This window comes from Pseudomonas sp. NDM (genome assembly GCF_003105095.1).
In the GTDB taxonomy this organism is placed as follows: domain Bacteria; phylum Pseudomonadota; class Gammaproteobacteria; order Pseudomonadales; family Pseudomonadaceae; genus Aquipseudomonas; species Aquipseudomonas moraviensis_A.
Genome location: NZ_QETJ01000015.1, coordinates 26,577 through 41,976, shown reverse-complemented (window position 1 = coordinate 41,976; position 15,400 = coordinate 26,577). Strand labels below are relative to the sequence as shown.

The 15,400-nt window shown below is 59.8% G+C and carries 14 protein-coding genes and 1 other RNA gene; 5 read left to right on the top strand and 10 right to left on the bottom strand.

Annotated features, from left to right (window positions below):
- Window positions 1–107: 107 nt before the first annotated feature.
- From ssrA to DCO47_RS06080, 7 genes are all read right to left on the bottom strand, one after another.
- Window positions 108–496, bottom strand: a transfer-messenger RNA (tmRNA) gene (ssrA, locus tag DCO47_RS06110).
- A gap of 98 nt (window positions 497–594) precedes the next feature.
- Window positions 595–873: a hypothetical protein gene (locus tag DCO47_RS06105; RefSeq protein ID WP_064364510.1), complete on the bottom strand. Its 279-nt coding sequence runs from the start codon at window positions 871–873 to the stop codon at window positions 595–597.
- Between the two features lie 129 nt (window positions 874–1,002).
- Entirely contained in the window at window positions 1,003–3,813 is a 2,811-nt protein-coding gene (locus DCO47_RS06100) for an FAD-binding and (Fe-S)-binding domain-containing protein (RefSeq protein WP_116657720.1), read from the bottom strand.
- Window positions 3,810–4,481, bottom strand: coding sequence for a lactate utilization protein (locus DCO47_RS06095; protein ID WP_116657719.1), 672 nt, complete (start codon window positions 4,479–4,481; stop codon window positions 3,810–3,812). Before DCO47_RS06095 ends, DCO47_RS06100 begins: the two co-directional genes overlap by 4 nt.
- The gene (locus DCO47_RS06090; RefSeq protein WP_042608850.1) at window positions 4,478–5,935 is read right to left on the bottom strand and encodes a LutB/LldF family L-lactate oxidation iron-sulfur protein; all 1,458 of its coding nucleotides are present in this window, start codon (window positions 5,933–5,935) and stop codon (window positions 4,478–4,480) included. Before DCO47_RS06090 ends, DCO47_RS06095 begins: the two co-directional genes overlap by 4 nt.
- Window positions 5,932–6,756: a (Fe-S)-binding protein gene (locus DCO47_RS06085; protein WP_116657718.1), complete on the bottom strand. Its 825-nt coding sequence runs from the start codon at window positions 6,754–6,756 to the stop codon at window positions 5,932–5,934. Before DCO47_RS06085 ends, DCO47_RS06090 begins: the two co-directional genes overlap by 4 nt.
- Window positions 6,757–6,905: 149 nt before the next feature.
- Window positions 6,906–8,600 (bottom strand): lactate permease LctP family transporter, encoded by a 1,695-nt coding sequence (locus tag DCO47_RS06080; protein WP_064364505.1) that lies wholly within the window; start codon window positions 8,598–8,600, stop codon window positions 6,906–6,908.
- A 263-nt stretch (window positions 8,601–8,863) separates the two neighbouring features.
- On the opposite strand from DCO47_RS06080, the gene DCO47_RS06075 reads away from it, so the two are divergent.
- A complete protein-coding gene (locus DCO47_RS06075) occupies window positions 8,864–9,631 on the top strand; it encodes a GntR family transcriptional regulator (protein ID WP_042608853.1) in 768 nt (255 codons plus the stop codon).
- A gap of 149 nt (window positions 9,632–9,780) precedes the next feature.
- Here the strand turns inward: DCO47_RS06075 and smpB are convergent, their stop codons facing one another.
- Complete coding sequence (gene smpB, locus DCO47_RS06070; protein WP_007953781.1) at window positions 9,781–10,263, bottom strand: SsrA-binding protein SmpB; 483 nt, start codon at window positions 10,261–10,263, stop codon at window positions 9,781–9,783.
- 119 nt (window positions 10,264–10,382) lie between these two features.
- Here smpB and DCO47_RS06065 point away from each other — a divergent pair, with 119 nt between their 5' ends.
- Genes DCO47_RS06065 through DCO47_RS06055 form a run of 3 tightly spaced genes read left to right on the top strand, consistent with a single transcriptional unit; the run spans window position 10,383 to window position 12,535 of the window.
- Window positions 10,383–11,786, top strand: a complete 1,404-nt coding sequence (locus DCO47_RS06065; protein WP_042608854.1) for a sodium-dependent transporter — start codon at window positions 10,383–10,385, stop codon at window positions 11,784–11,786.
- 7 nt (window positions 11,787–11,793) lie between these two features.
- Window positions 11,794–12,228, top strand: a complete 435-nt coding sequence (locus DCO47_RS06060; protein WP_016771773.1) for a type II toxin-antitoxin system RatA family toxin — start codon at window positions 11,794–11,796, stop codon at window positions 12,226–12,228.
- On the top strand, window positions 12,191–12,535 hold the full coding sequence (locus DCO47_RS06055; RefSeq protein WP_116657717.1) for an RnfH family protein: 345 nt from the start codon (window positions 12,191–12,193) through the stop codon (window positions 12,533–12,535). The genes DCO47_RS06060 and DCO47_RS06055 overlap by 38 nt, the downstream gene beginning before the upstream one ends.
- Window positions 12,536–12,596: 61 nt before the next feature.
- Here DCO47_RS06055 and DCO47_RS06050 read toward each other — a convergent pair whose 3' ends face one another.
- A complete protein-coding gene (locus tag DCO47_RS06050) occupies window positions 12,597–13,124 on the bottom strand; it encodes an outer membrane protein assembly factor BamE (protein ID WP_042608857.1) in 528 nt (175 codons plus the stop codon).
- Window positions 13,125–13,221: 97 nt separating this feature from the next.
- On the opposite strand from DCO47_RS06050, the gene fur reads away from it, so the two are divergent.
- Window positions 13,222–13,626 carry a ferric iron uptake transcriptional regulator gene (gene fur / locus DCO47_RS06045; RefSeq protein WP_016771770.1) on the top strand — a complete coding sequence of 135 codons (405 nt, stop codon included), beginning with the start codon at window positions 13,222–13,224 and terminating at the stop codon, window positions 13,624–13,626.
- Window positions 13,627–13,702: 76 nt separating this feature from the next.
- On the opposite strand, the gene recN is transcribed toward fur, so the two are convergent.
- Window positions 13,703–15,376: a DNA repair protein RecN gene (recN, locus tag DCO47_RS06040; protein WP_116657716.1), complete on the bottom strand. Its 1,674-nt coding sequence runs from the start codon at window positions 15,374–15,376 to the stop codon at window positions 13,703–13,705.
- Window positions 15,377–15,400 lie beyond the last annotated feature (24 nt).

Below are 15,400 nucleotides of genomic sequence, written 5' to 3'. Positions count from 1 at the left end.
CCTGGAACTCTAAATTCTTCTACGGAAGCCAATGGCCCTGAAGCCCTTGATTTCACTGAATTTCAGGCACAAAAAAAGACGTCCATGGACGTCTTTAGATGTTGAAGTGGTGGAGCCGGGGGGATTTGAACCCCCGTCCGCCAGTACTCCGCTGTCGGTACTACATGCGTAGCCGTGTCTATTAAGTTAACCCTCAGCGACCCGACGGGCAGGGTGCTTTGGGCGAGTTGTGTAAGTTTTAGCCGCTTCGTCCACAACGTACTGCACGGCGATTCTGTTCTATATGACAATCATTTCGGGTTTACAGACATCCCCTGATGATTGCTGGACCCGAAGGTACCAGGAGCATTGTCAGCTGCAATTAAGCAGCGAGAGCAACACCGTATTGGTCGTCATTGGCAACTATAAGTAGTTGCAACAGTGGATTTACGACTTCTGTTACCAAGTCGGCATGCACCTAGAGTTTCGCAACCGGCGTCGAATCCTAAACGGCCCCGAACTCATTGCCCGGTGAATCTGATCGGGCAACAAGCGTGCACAGTGTACGTCAATCTGCCGACGAGGCCAAGCCGCAGGTTGGCCCGTCAGCATGGATCAGTTGTTGGTGCCGGTGGCTTTGCGCAGTTCCACGATGGTTTGCGAGGTTTCCGCGACGCAGTCGTCGATTTTGCCTTCGGCTTTGAGTGCGTGGGCCCTGCTTACGCTTTTTTCGGCCTGCTGGCTCAATTCCGGATTCGCCGACAACTGCCCTTTGGCGTTGTTGATCGTCTGGATATTGGCATCGCACAGATCGGCAGGCTTGTCTGCGGCGAACGAAGTGGACGCCATCATCGAGGCAGTAACGAACAGACCTAACAGTACAGAACGCTTCATGTGTATCTCCTTGAACTGAGGGATCCAGGCTTCGCTGACCGCTGCGCGAGCCACCGAATGGAGGAAAAGCCCCGATTTGTCGGGGCCTGTTCTGTGGATTGCCGTCTCGCTCAAGAGTTCTATTTTTCTTCAGACGACTTTTGCCCGCGTCACCCGATCCACCAGATAAACCAGCCCGTGGTAGTCGATTCCACCGTGCTGGGTCAGGCCGATTTCGCACGTGCGGCTGGTGGAAATCCCCTCGCTGCAGTGCTGCACGGCGTCCTTGAGCGTACGCAGTGAATGGCGGTTCAACTCCGGTGTGGTGAAGCCTTTGTCGCCGGCGAATCCGCAGCAATGTATGCCTTCGGGAATCACCACGGTGTTGCTGCATTTGCGCGCCAGATCGATCAGCGCCTGGCTTTCGCCCAAGTGCTGAGTGCTGCAGGTCACGTGCACGGCAATCGGTGCTTCCTGGGGTGTGAAGTCCAGACGATCCAGCAGATGCGTACGGATGAAGCGCACCGGATCGTACAGATCCAGTCGCGTTTCGCCGATGTCCTGAACGAGCCGCAGCGTACACGGGCTGGTGTCGCAGTAGATTGGATCGAGGCCGCCGCGACTGGCGTGGAGCAGGGCGCTGATCATTTCCTGGCGTTTGTGCTCGGCCTGTTCGGCGTAGCCTTTGGAGGCGAACGGCTGACCGCAGCAGAGGTTGTCCTGGTTGTCGGGGAAGACTACCTGGTAACCGGCTTTTTCCAGCAGGCCACGGGTTTTGTCGTACAGCGACATCTGTTCCTTGTCGCCCGCCGCCGGGCCCATGACCCGCGAGACGCAAGCCGCCAGATAGACCACGCGCGGGCGCTCGTCGGCCACGCTTGGGCTAAAGCGAATGGCTTTTTCCGGTTGTGGCATGGCGTTGGTCCATAGCGGGACCTGGCCTTTGGACAAGCGCGTCAGCGTCGCCGACAACTTCGCCAGACGCGGCGCACCGAGCATCATTCGCGCGCCGTTGGCGACGTGCAGGGTGAAGCGTGCGCCTTGCAGGGTCTTGGCGAAATTTCCTTCAATCCAGTCGGCGGTTTTCTGATGCGTGGCGTGTCGGCCACGGAGCTTTTTCACCAATTCGCCGGTGTTGATGCCTACAGGGCAGCGTTGCGCGCACAGACCTGTGGCGGCGCAGGTGTCGATGCCTTGGTAGTCGAAGGCTTTTTCCAGTTCTGTGGTGTCGACGCCGGCGCGTTTTTTCGCCTGGATATCGCGCCAGATGACGATGCGCTGGCGCGGGCTCAGGGTCAGGCCTTTGGATGGGCAGACCGGTTCGCAAAAGCCGCACTCGATGCACTTATCCACAATCTCGTCCGCCGCCGGCAGTGGTTTCAGGTGCTTGAGGTGGATCTGCGGATCTTCGCTGAGCACCACGTCCGGATTGAGAATACCGTTAGGGTCGAGCAGGCGTTTGAGCTGCCACATCAGTTGATAAGCGTCGCTGCCCCATTCCAGTTCCACGAACGGCGCCATGTTGCGTCCGGTGCCGTGTTCGGCCTTCAGCGAGCCGCCGAATTCCACTGCCACCAGTTGCGCGACGTCGTCCATGAACGCTTGGTAGCGTGCGATTTCTTCCGGGCTGTTGAAGCCTTGGGTGAAGACGAAGTGCAGATTGCCTTCCAGTGCGTGTCCGAAAAGGATCGCTTCGTCGTAGGCATGTTTGTCGAACAGCTCAATCAGGCGATTGACGCCGATCGCCAGTTGTTCGACCGGGAAGGTCACGTCTTCGATGATCACGGTGGTGCCGGTTTTACGCACGGCGCCGACAGCGGGGAAGGTGTCCTTGCGAATGGCCCAGAGTCGGGCGTTTTCCACTGGGTCTTCGGTGAAATCGACCTGCTTCTCTACGGGAAAATCGCGCAGCGACGCCATGATTTGCGCCAGTTGTTCCTGCAGCAATGTCGACGAGGCGGCGCGGGATTCGATGAGCAGCGCGCAGGCATTTTCCGACAGCAGCTGTACGAAAGCCGGCATGCCCTTTTTGTCCTGCACCGAGCGCAGACTGCGTCGGTCGAGCAGTTCCACTGCGGATACCGGTTGGCTTTTCAGCACGGTGACGGCGTTGCAGCAAGTTTCGACATCGGGGAACACGATCAGCGCCGAGGCCTTGTTCGGGTGATCGATGACGGTGTCGTAGGTCACCGCGCTGATAAAGCCGAGGGTGCCCTCGGAGCCGACCAGCAGGTGGCTCAAGATATCCACAGGCTCGTCGAAATCCACCAGGGCATTGAGCGACAGGCCGGTGGTATTTTTCAGACGGTATTTGTGGCGAATTCTCGCGGCCAGTTCGGGATTGGCGCGGGTCTCGCGTCCCAATGTCGCCAGTCGTTCGAGCAGTTCGCCGTGGCTTGAACGAAATGCCGCGACGCTGACGGGGTCTTCGGTGTCGAGGCGCGTGCCGTCGGCGAGCACCAGACGAATCCCGGCCAGGGTGTGATAGGTATTTTGCGCGGTGCCGCAGCACATGCCGCTGGCGTTGTTGGCGACAATGCCGCCGATCTTGCAGGCATTGATCGACGCCGGGTCCGGGCCAATCTTGCGCCCGAACGGCGCCAGCCAGGCGTTGGCCTGTGCGCCGATCACTCCTGGTTGCAGGCGGATCTGCGTGCCTTGCCCACGAATCTCGCGGGCGTTCCAGTTATCCCCAAGCACGATCAGCACGGAATCGCTGATCGCCTGCCCGGACAGGCTGGTGCCGGCGGCGCGGAAGGTCACCGGCACATTGTCGCGTTGGGCCAGTTGCAGCAGCGCCACCACTTCGTCTTCGGATTCGACGCGGATTACCAGTTTCGGGATCAGTCGATAGAAACTGGCGTCGGTGCCAAAGGCCAGGGTCGACAGCGGATCATCGAAGCGCCGCTCTGGCGGTATCAGTTGCTCGGCATCACGCAGGAAAGCGGCAGGAAGACTCATTGATCCTCCAGAATCAGCACGACCAGATCTTTCGGGCCATGGGCGCCATAGGCGAGGACCTGTTCAATATCGGCGGTTTTCGACGGGCCGGAGACCAGCAGCGCGTTGGTCGGCATGCCTTGCGCCCATTCGAACTCCTGTTGCACCTGATAGAAGTTGTCGCGGATTTCGCTGGCCTTGAGCAGGGCGAAATGCACCGGCGGCACCAGGCTCATCAAGCGTGGCTCTTCACGGGTTGGCCAGATGATCAGGCTGCCGGTCGCGGCGATCGCACCGAGGGTGCCGGTGAGGCTGGCCGGGGTGTCGTTGAATAGCTCGGCTTTCCATTCTTCCATCGGCCGGTCGTAGGATTTCAGTGCAGGCAGATCGGGATTATTCGCCCAGTGATGTGTGATGCGTTGCCCGTGGGTTGTTGTCGGAGCGATCAGCAGGCTCGGCAATTGGCGGTCGCGCAGCAGTTGCGCCAGTAATGCCGGCCACTCGGCGCCCGAGGTCAGGTGGATTTCGGTGTGCACCGCTTCCATCAGTTTGCGCAGTTGCGGGATGCGTTGCTCGGCGCTGTAGGTGTAGGGCTGGGTGACCAGATCGACGTCGAAGGTGTCGGCGATTGGCGTGGTGCCGGTCAGACTTTTCCGCAGCTTGCCGAGGATATTTTGCTTGGCGCTCATCGACGCTCTCCCTGTTTGCCCAGATGCTCGCGGGCCATGTCATGCAACGAACGCGTGGCGGGTTTTGGTGCGCTGTGGTTTTGCGTCCACGGGCCGACGTTGCTGGGTGTCAGCCCGCGGAGACGCGTGGCGAAAAAAGCAAAGATTCGGTACAGAGTTGGCGAGCTGTTGAGCCTGGCCCAGGCGTTCCAGATAAAACGCTCCTTGCGTGAATACTTGCTGCCTTGGCCGCGCATCACCTGATTAGGTGCGTCCGGGGCTTTTACGTTTTCCTCGCGCAGACGACGCAGGATGGCGGGGATCGGAATTTTCACCGGGCAGACTTCACCGCAGGCGCCGCACAATGAGGACGCGCTCGGGTGGTCCGGAACCTTGGCCAAGCCGACCATGTGTGGGGTGATGATTTTGCCGATCGGCCCGGGGTAGACCTCGCCATAGGTGTGGCCGCCGACGCGGGTGTACACCGGGCAATGATTCATGCAGGCGCCGCAGCGGATGCAGTTCAGGGTCTGGCGCAATTCACTGTCGGCGAAAGCCTGGCTGCGACCGTTGTCGAGCAACACCAGATGCACTTCCTGCGGGCCGTCGAGTTCATGTTCCTTGCGCGGGCCGGAGATCATGTTGACGTAGGTGGTGATCGGAATGCCCAGCGCCGAGCGCGTCAGCAGTGACAGCAGCGGCACCACGTCGCGCAGGTTTTCCACGACTTTTTCGATGCCGGTCACGGCGATATGCACCGGCGGCACGGTGGTGGTCATGCGGCCGTTGCCTTCGTTTTCCACCAGCAGCAGGGTGCCGGTTTCGGCCACGGCGAAGTTCACGCCGGAGACGCCGATGTCGGCTTCGAAGAATTTCTGCCGCAGGACCCTGCGACCGATCTGAATGAGTTGGTCAACGTCCTTGGTGTATTCCACGCCAAGTTTGTCGTGGAACAAGGACGCGACCTGACCGGCATTCTTGTGGATCGCCGGCATAATGATGTGTGAAGGCTTCTCGTGGTCGAGCTGGACGATGTACTCCCCCATATCGGACTCCAGACATTCAATGTCCCGAGCCTCGAGGAAATGGTTCATCTCCATCTCTTCGCTGACCATCGATTTGCCCTTGATCACTTGCCGCGCCTCGTGAGCGCGGATGATCGACAGGACGATGCCATTGGCCTCGTCCACCGTTTCCGCCCAGTGCACTGTCACACCGTTGCGGGTCAGGTTCTGTTCCAGTTGCTCGAGCAGGTCGGGCAACTTGGACAGCGCGCGGGCCTTGATCGAATTGCCCAGTGCGCGCAAGTGTTCTCTTTCGTGGGCATCGCTGAAAGCCGCTGCCCGCTTGGTCATAAGTGAATCCATGGCAGTGCGGAAGTTGTTCCGCAGCTGCTGATCGCCCAAAGCGTTGTGCGCCCGGGTGCGAAAATCTTCTTCTACGGCGACCGTAGGAATAATCGTCGAGGTGCTCATTGCGCACCTCCGGTTCGCTGCCAGAGGAAGCTCGCCAGATGTTGCCCGCGCAACGCTTCCTGCTGTTTCTCCAGCGCGCCGTTGATGTTCATCAAACAGCCGCAGTCGGCACTCAGTACCTTGTGTGCGCCGGAGTCCTTCAGCGCGCGGGTCTTGTCAGCCACCATCGCGCCGGAAATGTCTGGCATACGGACGCTGAATGTCCCACCAAAGCCACAGCATTCGCTTTCGTGGTCGTGATTGACCCGTTCCACATTGCTCAACTGCGCCAACAACTCGCGGCCGTGCAGGTGGGTGTTCATTTCGCGGCGTGCCGAACACGACGTGTGCAGCGCGACTTTCACCGGTTCGCCGCTGTCCTTGAGCTGCACCTTGCAGACAAACAGCAGAAACTCGGCCAGTTCATAGGTGCGAGCCGCAAGGGCCTGCACCTGTTTCAACGTTTCCGGCTCATCCTTGAACAAGTCCGCGTAATGCTCGCGCAGCATGCCGGCGCAGGAACCCGAGGGCACCACCACCGGATAATTCCCGGCAAACAGCGCCAGTTGCGAGCGCGCTACGGTCCGCGCCTGCTCGGTGTAACCCGAGGTGTAGGCCGGTTGGCCGCAGCAACTCTGCCCTTGCGGATACTCGACCTGGATGCCTTCGCGCTCCAGCAGATGGATCGCGTCCATCCCGGCTTCGGGGTAGAACAGGTCGACTACACACGTGCCGAACAGGTAGACCCGCGACGGTTTTTCGCTGGGGTATTGCCGAGGTTCGGGCAGTGGCGGTGCCACGCGGGTCGCGTTCGGCACAGCGTTGTAGAAAAGCTCGCTCATCAGGCGTGTCTCCGGGTGGGCCCGGTTATCCGTCTGCTGCGGCTGCCGAATATAAAGCGCGTTGCTTTCAGCAGCCTTACAGACCCGGTGGTGAATTGCTGACGCCGGATCACGGGCCGGCGTCGGTTATTTCCATGCTTCTCGTAGTCTTAGTGCACCAACATGCCGGTGAACCAGTAGGCCTGAGCCAGGGTGATCAAACCAACAATCGTTGCAAAGAATAGGCTGTGCTTGAGGGTGAAGCGGAACAGATCCGATTCCTTGCCGACCAGACCGGTCGCGGCGCAAGCCACGGCGATCGATTGCGGCGAGATCATCTTGCCGGTCACGCCGCCGCTGGTATTGGCCGCCACCAGCAGGGTGTCGTTGACGCCGATCTGGTGCGCCGTGGTCGCTTGCAACGAACTGAACAGCGCGTTCGACGACGTATCCGAACCGGTGAGGAACACGCCCAGCCAACCGAGGAACGGCGAGAAGAACGGGAACGCCGCGCCGGTACCGGCCAATACCAGAGCCATGGTCGAGGACATGCCGGAATAGTTGGTCACGAAGGCAAATGCCAGCACCATGCCGATCGACAGGATCGGCCAGCGCAGTTCGTAGAAGGTCTCTTTCAAAGTGGTCAGACCAGTTTTGAAATCGATCTTCAGCACCAGCATCGAAATCAGCGCGGAGAAGAAAATCGCCGTGCCGGTGGCGGAAATCGGGTCGAGTTTGAACACCGCTGGAATGGCAGTCGGATTGGCCACGATCGGCGCAGTCTTGATCACCAGTTGATCAAGGTGCGGAATCGCGAAGTTGAATACCCAGCTGTACATCGAACCACCGGCGGCGAACATCGCTTTGAAAGGCTTCAGTGTCCAGATCGTCACCAGTACGGTGAGGATCAGGAACGGCGACCAAGCCTTGAAAATTTCCCCGAGGCTGTAGGGCGAAGCCACGGTGGTGCGCTTCTGGCCGAAACCGCCGACGCTGGCGCTGACCACCGAAGCCGACACGGCGCCGACGATGTGCTGGCCGGCGGCGCGGCGTGGTTGCCAGACCTTGAGGAACAGGGTCAGGGAAATCAGGCTGGCCAGCGCCGAGGTGATGTCCGGCAGTTCCGGGCCGATGAAGTTCGAAGTGAAGTACTGGGTGATGGCGAAGCTCAAACCTGCCACCAGCGCGGCTGGCCAGGTTTCCCGCACACCGCGCAGGCCGTCCATCATGAACACCAGCCAGAACGGCACGAACAGCGACAGCAGCGGCAGTTGGCGACCAGTCATGGCGCCGATCTTGAAGGCGTCAATGCCAGTGACCTGACCCGCAACGATGATCGGAATCCCCAGCGCGCCGAACGCCACCGGCGCGGTGTTGGCGATCAGGCACAGGCCGGCGGCGTACAGCGGATTGAAGCCCAGTCCTACAAGGAGTGCGGCAGTAATCGCGACCGGCGCGCCGAAACCGGCGGCACCTTCCAGAAATGCGCCGAAGCAGAAACCGATCAGCAGCACCTGCAGGCGCTGGTCATCGGTGATCGACAGGACCGAACTGCGGATCACCTCGAACTGGCCGCTCTTCACTGTCAGTTTGTAAAGGAATACCGCCGCGACAATGATCCAGGCAATCGGCCACAGACCATAAGCGAAACCATAACCGGCGGCGGCGAACGCCATGTCCACCGGCATCTGGAAAGCGAAAATCGCCACGGCAATCGAAAGCGCGAGGGTGATGCTGCCGGCCACATGGCCTTTGAGGCGGAACACCGCCAGGGCGAGGAAGAAGAACACGATGGGAATGACGGCCGCGAGTGCGGAGACGCCAAGACTGCCGAGCGGGCTGTAGAGCTGTTGCCAGGTTTGCATAGTGGGGTGGCCCCTAATTGTTGTTGGTCAGGCACTGTCAGCGTATTTGGATAATTGGTAAGACCAATTTACAAGCGCTGTTGGCTAGGGTAAAAGCCTTAGCGTAGGTGTGTCAATTTGCCGCCCTGAAACTTTCGTCGAAGATACGGTGCAGGGGGCAACTGATCCGGTTTGGCGAAGTGGTGTCTGGCAGGTGTCGGCGGCGCGCGGATAGGCCAGAATAGACAGCCCGGCGAGCGGTCGGGATCGTGGAGAAATGAGTTATGGGCTTTGATCAGATACGTCAGCGCCGTTTGTCTGACGATATTGTCGAGCGCCTCGAAGGGATGATCCTTGAGGGCACGCTGAAGTCAGGCGAGCGGCTGCCGGCCGAGCGCACGCTGGCCGAACAATTCGGCGTATCACGCCCGTCATTGCGCGAGGCGATTCAGAAACTCGCGGCCAAAGGCTTGCTGGTCAGCCGCCAGGGCGGCGGCAATTATGTGGTGGAAGGGCTTGGTTCGACGTTCAGCGATCCGCTGTTGCAATTGCTTGAAAGCAATCCCGAAGCGCAGCGCGATTTGCTCGAGTTTCGGCACACCCTGGAGGCGTCGTGCGCTTATTACGCCGCGTTGCGCGCCACCGATGTCGATCGTGAACGACTGACTACTGCGTTCGAAGAGCTGCAGGATTGCTACTCGCGCCATGAAGAGGTCAGCCGCGCGGAAGAGGGCGCGGCGGATGCGAAATTTCATCTGGCGATTGCCGAGGCCAGCCACAACGCGGTGTTGCTGCATACCATTCGTGGTTTGTTCGATCTGCTCAAGCGCAACGTCGTGACCAACATTGGCGGCATGTACAAACAGCGCACGGAAACCCGCGACATGCTGATCTCGCAGCATCGGGAATTGTATCTGGCGATTATCGAAGGGCGCGCGGAGCAGGCCAGGGAAGTGTCCAGCCGACATATTCTGTATGTGCAGGAAGTGCTGGAAGAGGTGCGTCAGGAGGTGCAGCGCATGGCTCGGGCGGAGCGGCGCAAGGGGATGTGAAGTAGCGCATCAATTGTGGCGAGGGAGCTTGCTCCCGCTCGACTGCGCAGCAGGCGCATTCGACTCCCGCGACCCCAAAAAAAGCGAGAGCCGCTGCGCGCCTCAGCGGGAGCAAGCTCCCTCGCCACAGTTGTGCTTCAGGGCGAGGACTAGTCTTCCTTGCCCTTGTTGCGCACCGCTCGCTGCAATTCACGACCGGCGTCGCGCTCGCGCTCGGTGTCACGCTTGTCGTATTCCTTCTTGCCCTTGCCCAGAGCGATCTCGCACTTGACCATGTGCTTGCTCCAGTACCAGGACAGGCAGACGCAGGCGTAACCCTTTTGCTGCACGGCGGCGGCGAGCTTGTCCAGCTCGCGGCGGTTGAGCAGCAGTTTGCGTGTGCGCACCGGGTCGGCGATGACGTGGGTGCTCGCGGTCATCAGCGGCGTGATGTGGCTGCCGAGCAACCACGCTTCGCCATCCTTGAGCAGGACATAGCTGTCGACCAGCTGCAACTTGCTCGCCCGCAGACTTTTTACTTCCCAGCCGGCCAGGACCAGACCAGCCTCGAACTTGTGCTCGATGAAGTAATCGTGTCGCGCCTTTTTGTTCTGCGCGATGGTCCCTGTTGGGTGTTTCTTCTGTTTAGCCATAGGGGCGGCATTATATGGAGTTGTTCGGCTGTCGGCTACGGTGTTGCTGCGTGCTTGAGCAGGTTGAGTGAATCCCGGACAATGCGGCCTCTTTTTCTAACGCTTGGGCGTGATAAACGATGTCGACAGACAAGGTTTCTGTCCACGGCAGTTGGGCTAGCCGCTGGGTATTCATACTCGCCGCGACCGGTTCGGCCGTGGGACTGGGTAGTATCTGGAAGTTCCCCTACATGGTCGGGGTCTACGGTGGCGGCGCCTTCGTGCTGATGTTCCTGGCGTGCATCGCGCTCATCGGTGTCCCGGTCATGCTCGCGGAAACCCTGATCGGCCGGCGCGCCCGACAGAGTCCGGCGAACGCCTTGAAGGTGCTGGCGCTGGAGGCGGGGCACTCGGCCAAATGGTCGTGGGGCGCGTTTGCCGGGATGATCACGGCTCTGCTGATCCTGTCTTTCTATAGTGTGGTCGGCGGCTGGTCGCTGGACTACATTGTCGACATGGGCCGGGGCGATTTCCAGGGCGCGACGGCCGATCAGGTCGGCGCCTATTTCGGCAATGTCATCTCCAATCCATGGCGCCTGACACTTTGGCACACGATTTTTATGCTGCTGTCGGCCTATGTGATCGCCAAAGGTGTGGTCGCCGGGCTTGAGCGCAGCTTGCGGATCATGATGCCGCTGCTGTTCGTGATGGTGTTGGTGTTGCTGGGGTACAGCATGACCACCGGGCATTTCATGGAAGGCGTGCATTTCATGTTCGACTTCCACCCGGAAAAAGTCCTCGACGGCCTGTTGCCAGCGATGGGCCACGCGTTCTTTTCGCTGAGCGTTGGCGTCGGCTCGATCATGATCTACGGCGCCTACATGCCAAAGAACACCTCGCTGTCGGGCACGGTGGTTGGTGTTGCGCTGCTGGATACTTTCGTATCGCTGGTAGCCGGTCTGGCGTTGTTTCCGATTGTGTTCGCCGCGGGCCTGAACCCGAGCGAAGGCCCGGGCCTGATGTTCGTCAGCCTGCCATTTGCTTTTGGTAACGTATTTCTCGGCCAGTTGATGGGCGTGGTGTTCTTTGTGCTGGTCGCGGTGGCCGCGTGGAGTTCGGCGATTTCCCTGCTCGAACCGATGGTGGCTTACCTCGTTGAGCGCACGAAAATCAGCCGCGCCTGGGTGACTTTCTGGCTGGCGTTCACCTGCTGGTTTGTCGGTCTGGGCACGGTGTTTTCCTTCAATATCTGGAAGGAAGCCAAGTTTTTCGTGAACGAAGGCGGGGTGTTCAGCCTCTACCAATGGGGTGCGCAGAGCGGTCTCGACTTCTTCGGCGTGATCGATTTCTTCACCTCGCGGATCATGTTGCCCCTCGGTGGCTTGTGTTTCGTGCTGTTCGCGGGATGGGTGATGGGGCGTGAAGCGGTGCGGGATGAATTGTCCATCCGTAACCCGGTTCTGTTTGCCCTGTCCCTGTTCTTGATGCGCTACGTGGCGCCTATCGGCATTCTTGTAGTCTTTGCCGCTCAGCTCTGGAAGTAACGCTTACATGACGACACATATCCAACGATCCGCGCTTCTGCCGTACCCGGCGCAATTTCTCTACGACCTGGTCAACGACGTCGCGCGATACCCGGAGTTTCTGCCGTGGTGCTCGGAGGCCGAAGTACTGGAAAGCTCCCCGGAACACATGCGCGCCAGTGTCGGCGTGGCCAAGGGCGGCCTCAGCCAGCATTTCGTCACGCGCAATACGCTGGTGCCGGGGCAGTCGATCGAGATGAACCTTGAAGAAGGCCCGTTCACTCAGTTGCACGGCATCTGGGTGTTCAAGGCGCTGAACGAAAAAGCCTGCAAGATCAGTCTGGATCTGTCGTTCGATTATGCCGGGCCGCTGGTGCGCGCTACGTTGGGCCCGCTGTTCAATCAGGCGGCCAATCAGCTGGTGGATGCTTTCTGCCAGCGCGCCAAGCAGATGCACGGTTGAGCCGGTGATCGACATAGAAGTTGTGTACGCGGCGGTTGATCGGCAGGTTCTGCGTGCGATCAGCGTCGCTGAAGGCGTTAGCGTTCGGGCGGCGGTGCACGAATCGGGCATCGCGGCTGAGTTTCCTGAGCTGAATCTGGGGGAATGTCCGCTGGGGATTTTTGGCAAAGTCGTGACTGACGCGGATGCGCGCGCTGTTCAGGCCGGCGATCGCATCGAAATTTATCGTCCGCTGCTGGCTGATCCTAAAGAAGTTCGACGCTTGCGCGCGGCCAAGGCTGCCGAGGCAAAGGCACGTAATTCCTGATTGAGCCAAACGACAGGCAATAAAAAACCCGGAATGTCCGGGTTTTTTATTGCCTCGCGCATTACTGCGGCGAGGTGTCCAGCGGCTCTGGTGTCGGAACCGGTACGGTTTCCACACCATCGACGTCCTTCTGGATCTGATCCAGCAAGGAGCCTGGCTTGGCTGGTTTCTCAGCTTCTGGCTTCTCGGCGTTTTCAGCAGGCGCGGTCACGTTCGTGCCGCTGTCCTTGCCGAGAATGGCTTCGTCACGGCTCACGCCCGGCATGAAGTCACCGGACAGGCTGACAAGCTGGTCGTTGGAATTGAAGATAACGCTGATTCGTTCCTGCTGGCGTTCACCGCCACCCGGTTGCAGGCTGTACAGATAATCCCAGCGATCGGCATGGAACGTGTCGGCAAGCAGAGGGTTGCCCATGATAAACCGTACTTGCGGCCGGGTCATTCCCGGGCGTAACTGGTCTATCATGTCCTGCGTGACGACATTGCCCTGCTGGATGTCGATTTTGTAAACCCCGGGGAATGAACAACCGGCGAGTGCGAGCAGTCCCACAAAGGTGAAACTGGTTAGCAAGAGCTTGGTGTTTTGCATCGGTGGGCGACTTCCACTATCTTGGCTGGGACAACGTAAACGCCGATCATACCCGCATTAAGAGAAGCTGCGAAGCAGCATCGCGAGAAAGCTGACCATGGTTGAAAATAGCGAACTACGCAAAGCCGGCCTCAAAGTGACCCTGCCACGGGTCAAGATCCTGCAAATGCTCGACTCTACCGAGCAGCGCCACATGAGTGCCGAGGACGTCTACAAGGCGTTGATGGAAGCTGGTGAGGACGTCGGCCTGGCCACGGTTTACCGTGTACTGACCCAGTTCGAAGCGGCCGGCCTCGTGGTCCGCCACAACTTCGACGGCGGCCACGCGGTCTTCGAACTGGCTGACGGTGGCCACCACGACCATATGGTCAACGTGGAGTCGGGTGAAGTCATCGAATTCTTCGACGAAGAAATCGAAAAACTTCAGAAATCGATCGTCGAGAAGCACGGCTTCGAGATGGTTGATCACAATCTCGTACTGTACGTACGCAAGAAAAAGTAAGCATGTCGCGCGAATTTCACATTCGCGAAACGAACGAAGGCGACCCAAGGGTCGCCTTCGTGCTTTCTACCGTTTGTCAGGCTTTGGCGGTCACCACCATTTTTTTCGCGTGAGCCAGGGATTCCTTGGTCAGATCGATGCCGCCGAGCATGCGCGCGACTTCTTCGATGCGCTCGTTCTTTGTCAGCTTCGCGACAGCGGTGTGAGTCGCCTTCTCGTCGCGAACCTTGTGCACGAACAGATGCTGATGACCCTGCGCCGCCACTTGCGGCAAGTGGGTCACGGTCAAGACCTGGCCGCGCTCACCGAGGCGCCGCAGTAGCTGGCCGACGATCTCGGCAGTCGGGCCGCCGATACCCACGTCCACTTCGTCGAATACCAGCGTTGGCACACGGGAGGTCTGGGCGGTGATCACCTGAATCGCCAGACTGATCCGCGACAGCTCACCGCCGGACGCGACTTTTGCCAGCGCCTTGAGCGGTTGGCCGGGGTTGGCGCTGACCAGCAGTTCGACCTGCTCCAGTCCGTTCGGCAGCAACTCGTCGCTGCTGTTGGCTTTCAGTTCAATGGTGAAGCGGCCGCCGGGCATGCCCAGGCGCTGGATTTCCTGCTCCACCGCACTGGCGAGACTGCCGGCTGCCTGATGACGAAGGTCGCTCAGCTCGCGGGCCTTCTCTTGATAGTGACGGGCGTAGGACGCCAGCTCTTCGCCCAGGCGCTCGATGGATTCATCGTTGGCGTTCAGGGTTTCGATTTCATCCAGCAGCTTCTGCTGCATTTCGCCGACTTCGGTCGGTTGAATCCGGTGTTTGCGCGCCAGGGTGTAGATCGCGTCCAGGCGCTCCTCCAGATATTGCAGGCGAGCCGGGTCGGCATCGAAGTTGTCGAGAAAGCGGTTGAGCTCGCCGACCGCTTCTTCTACCTGAATCTGCGCGCTGGTCAGCAGGCTGCTGGCTTCACCCAGCGCACCCACTGAATTATTCACGCTGGACAGGCGATTGAGGCTGGCGGTCAGCGCATTCAGCACATTGCCGGAATCGCTTTCGCTGCACTGCTCGACCACTTGCCGGCAAATGCCCAGCAAGGTTTCGGCGTTGGTCAGGTTCTTGTGTTCCTGCTCCAGCTGTTCGAGTTCGTTTTCGCCGAGCCCGAGGTTTTCCAGTTCTTCGAGCTGGTAGCTGAGCAGTTGATGACGTGCGCGTTGTTCATCACCAGAGTTGGAGAGGCGCTCGAGTTCCTGGCGGGTCTGGCGCCAGCGCTGGGCGGCAAGTTGTACCTGACGCGCCAGATCGGTCGCGCCAGCGTACTCGTCGAGCAGGCGGCGATGGGTGTCGGTTTTCAGCAGTGATTGATGTTCATGCTGGCTGTGGATATCGATCAGCAGCTCGCCAAGGGCTTTGAGGTCGCCAAGCGGGCAGGGCGTGCCGTTGATATAGCCGCGCGAACGACCTTCCGAGGTGATGACCCGACGAAGAATGCACGGCCCGTCGTTTTCCAGGTCGCGCTCGGTCAGCCAGGCGCTGGCTTCAGGGATATCAGCCAGGTCGAACGTGGCGAGAATGTCGGCTTTATCGGCGCCCGGGCGGACCACGCCGCTGTCGGCGCGATCGCCCAGGGTAAGGCCCAGGGCATCGAGCATGATCGATTTGCCAGCGCCGGTTTCCCCTGTGATCACGCTCATCCCGCGATCGAGTTCGAGATCGAGATGTTCGACGATGGCGTAGTTGTGTACGGACAGGTGCACCAGCATAAGGGCCGCTCCCAGGCTTGAGGT

Excerpts from the sequence above, each read along its gene's own strand:
- DCO47_RS06105 (WP_064364510.1), bottom strand. The coding sequence starts at position 873 with ATGAAGCGTTCTGTACTGTTAGGTCTGTTCGTTACTGCCTCGATGATG.
- DCO47_RS06100 (WP_116657720.1), bottom strand. The coding sequence starts at position 3,813 with ATGAGTCTTCCTGCCGCTTTCCTGCGTGATGCCGAGCAACTGATACCG.
- DCO47_RS06095 (WP_116657719.1), bottom strand. The coding sequence starts at position 4,481 with ATGAGCGCCAAGCAAAATATCCTCGGCAAGCTGCGGAAAAGTCTGACC.
- DCO47_RS06090 (WP_042608850.1), bottom strand. The coding sequence starts at position 5,935 with ATGAGCACCTCGACGATTATTCCTACGGTCGCCGTAGAAGAAGATTTT.
- DCO47_RS06085 (WP_116657718.1), bottom strand. The coding sequence starts at position 6,756 with ATGAGCGAGCTTTTCTACAACGCTGTGCCGAACGCGACCCGCGTGGCA.
- DCO47_RS06080 (WP_064364505.1), bottom strand. The coding sequence starts at position 8,600 with ATGCAAACCTGGCAACAGCTCTACAGCCCGCTCGGCAGTCTTGGCGTC.
- DCO47_RS06075 (WP_042608853.1), top strand. The coding sequence starts at position 8,864 with ATGGGCTTTGATCAGATACGTCAGCGCCGTTTGTCTGACGATATTGTC.
- smpB (WP_007953781.1), bottom strand. The coding sequence starts at position 10,263 with ATGGCTAAACAGAAGAAACACCCAACAGGGACCATCGCGCAGAACAAA.
- DCO47_RS06065 (WP_042608854.1), top strand. The coding sequence starts at position 10,383 with ATGTCGACAGACAAGGTTTCTGTCCACGGCAGTTGGGCTAGCCGCTGG.
- DCO47_RS06060 (WP_016771773.1), top strand. The coding sequence starts at position 11,794 with ATGACGACACATATCCAACGATCCGCGCTTCTGCCGTACCCGGCGCAA.
- DCO47_RS06055 (WP_116657717.1), top strand. The coding sequence starts at position 12,191 with ATGCTTTCTGCCAGCGCGCCAAGCAGATGCACGGTTGAGCCGGTGATC.
- DCO47_RS06050 (WP_042608857.1), bottom strand. The coding sequence starts at position 13,124 with ATGCAAAACACCAAGCTCTTGCTAACCAGTTTCACCTTTGTGGGACTG.
- fur (WP_016771770.1), top strand. The coding sequence starts at position 13,222 with ATGGTTGAAAATAGCGAACTACGCAAAGCCGGCCTCAAAGTGACCCTG.
- recN (WP_116657716.1), bottom strand. The coding sequence starts at position 15,376 with ATGCTGGTGCACCTGTCCGTACACAACTACGCCATCGTCGAACATCTC.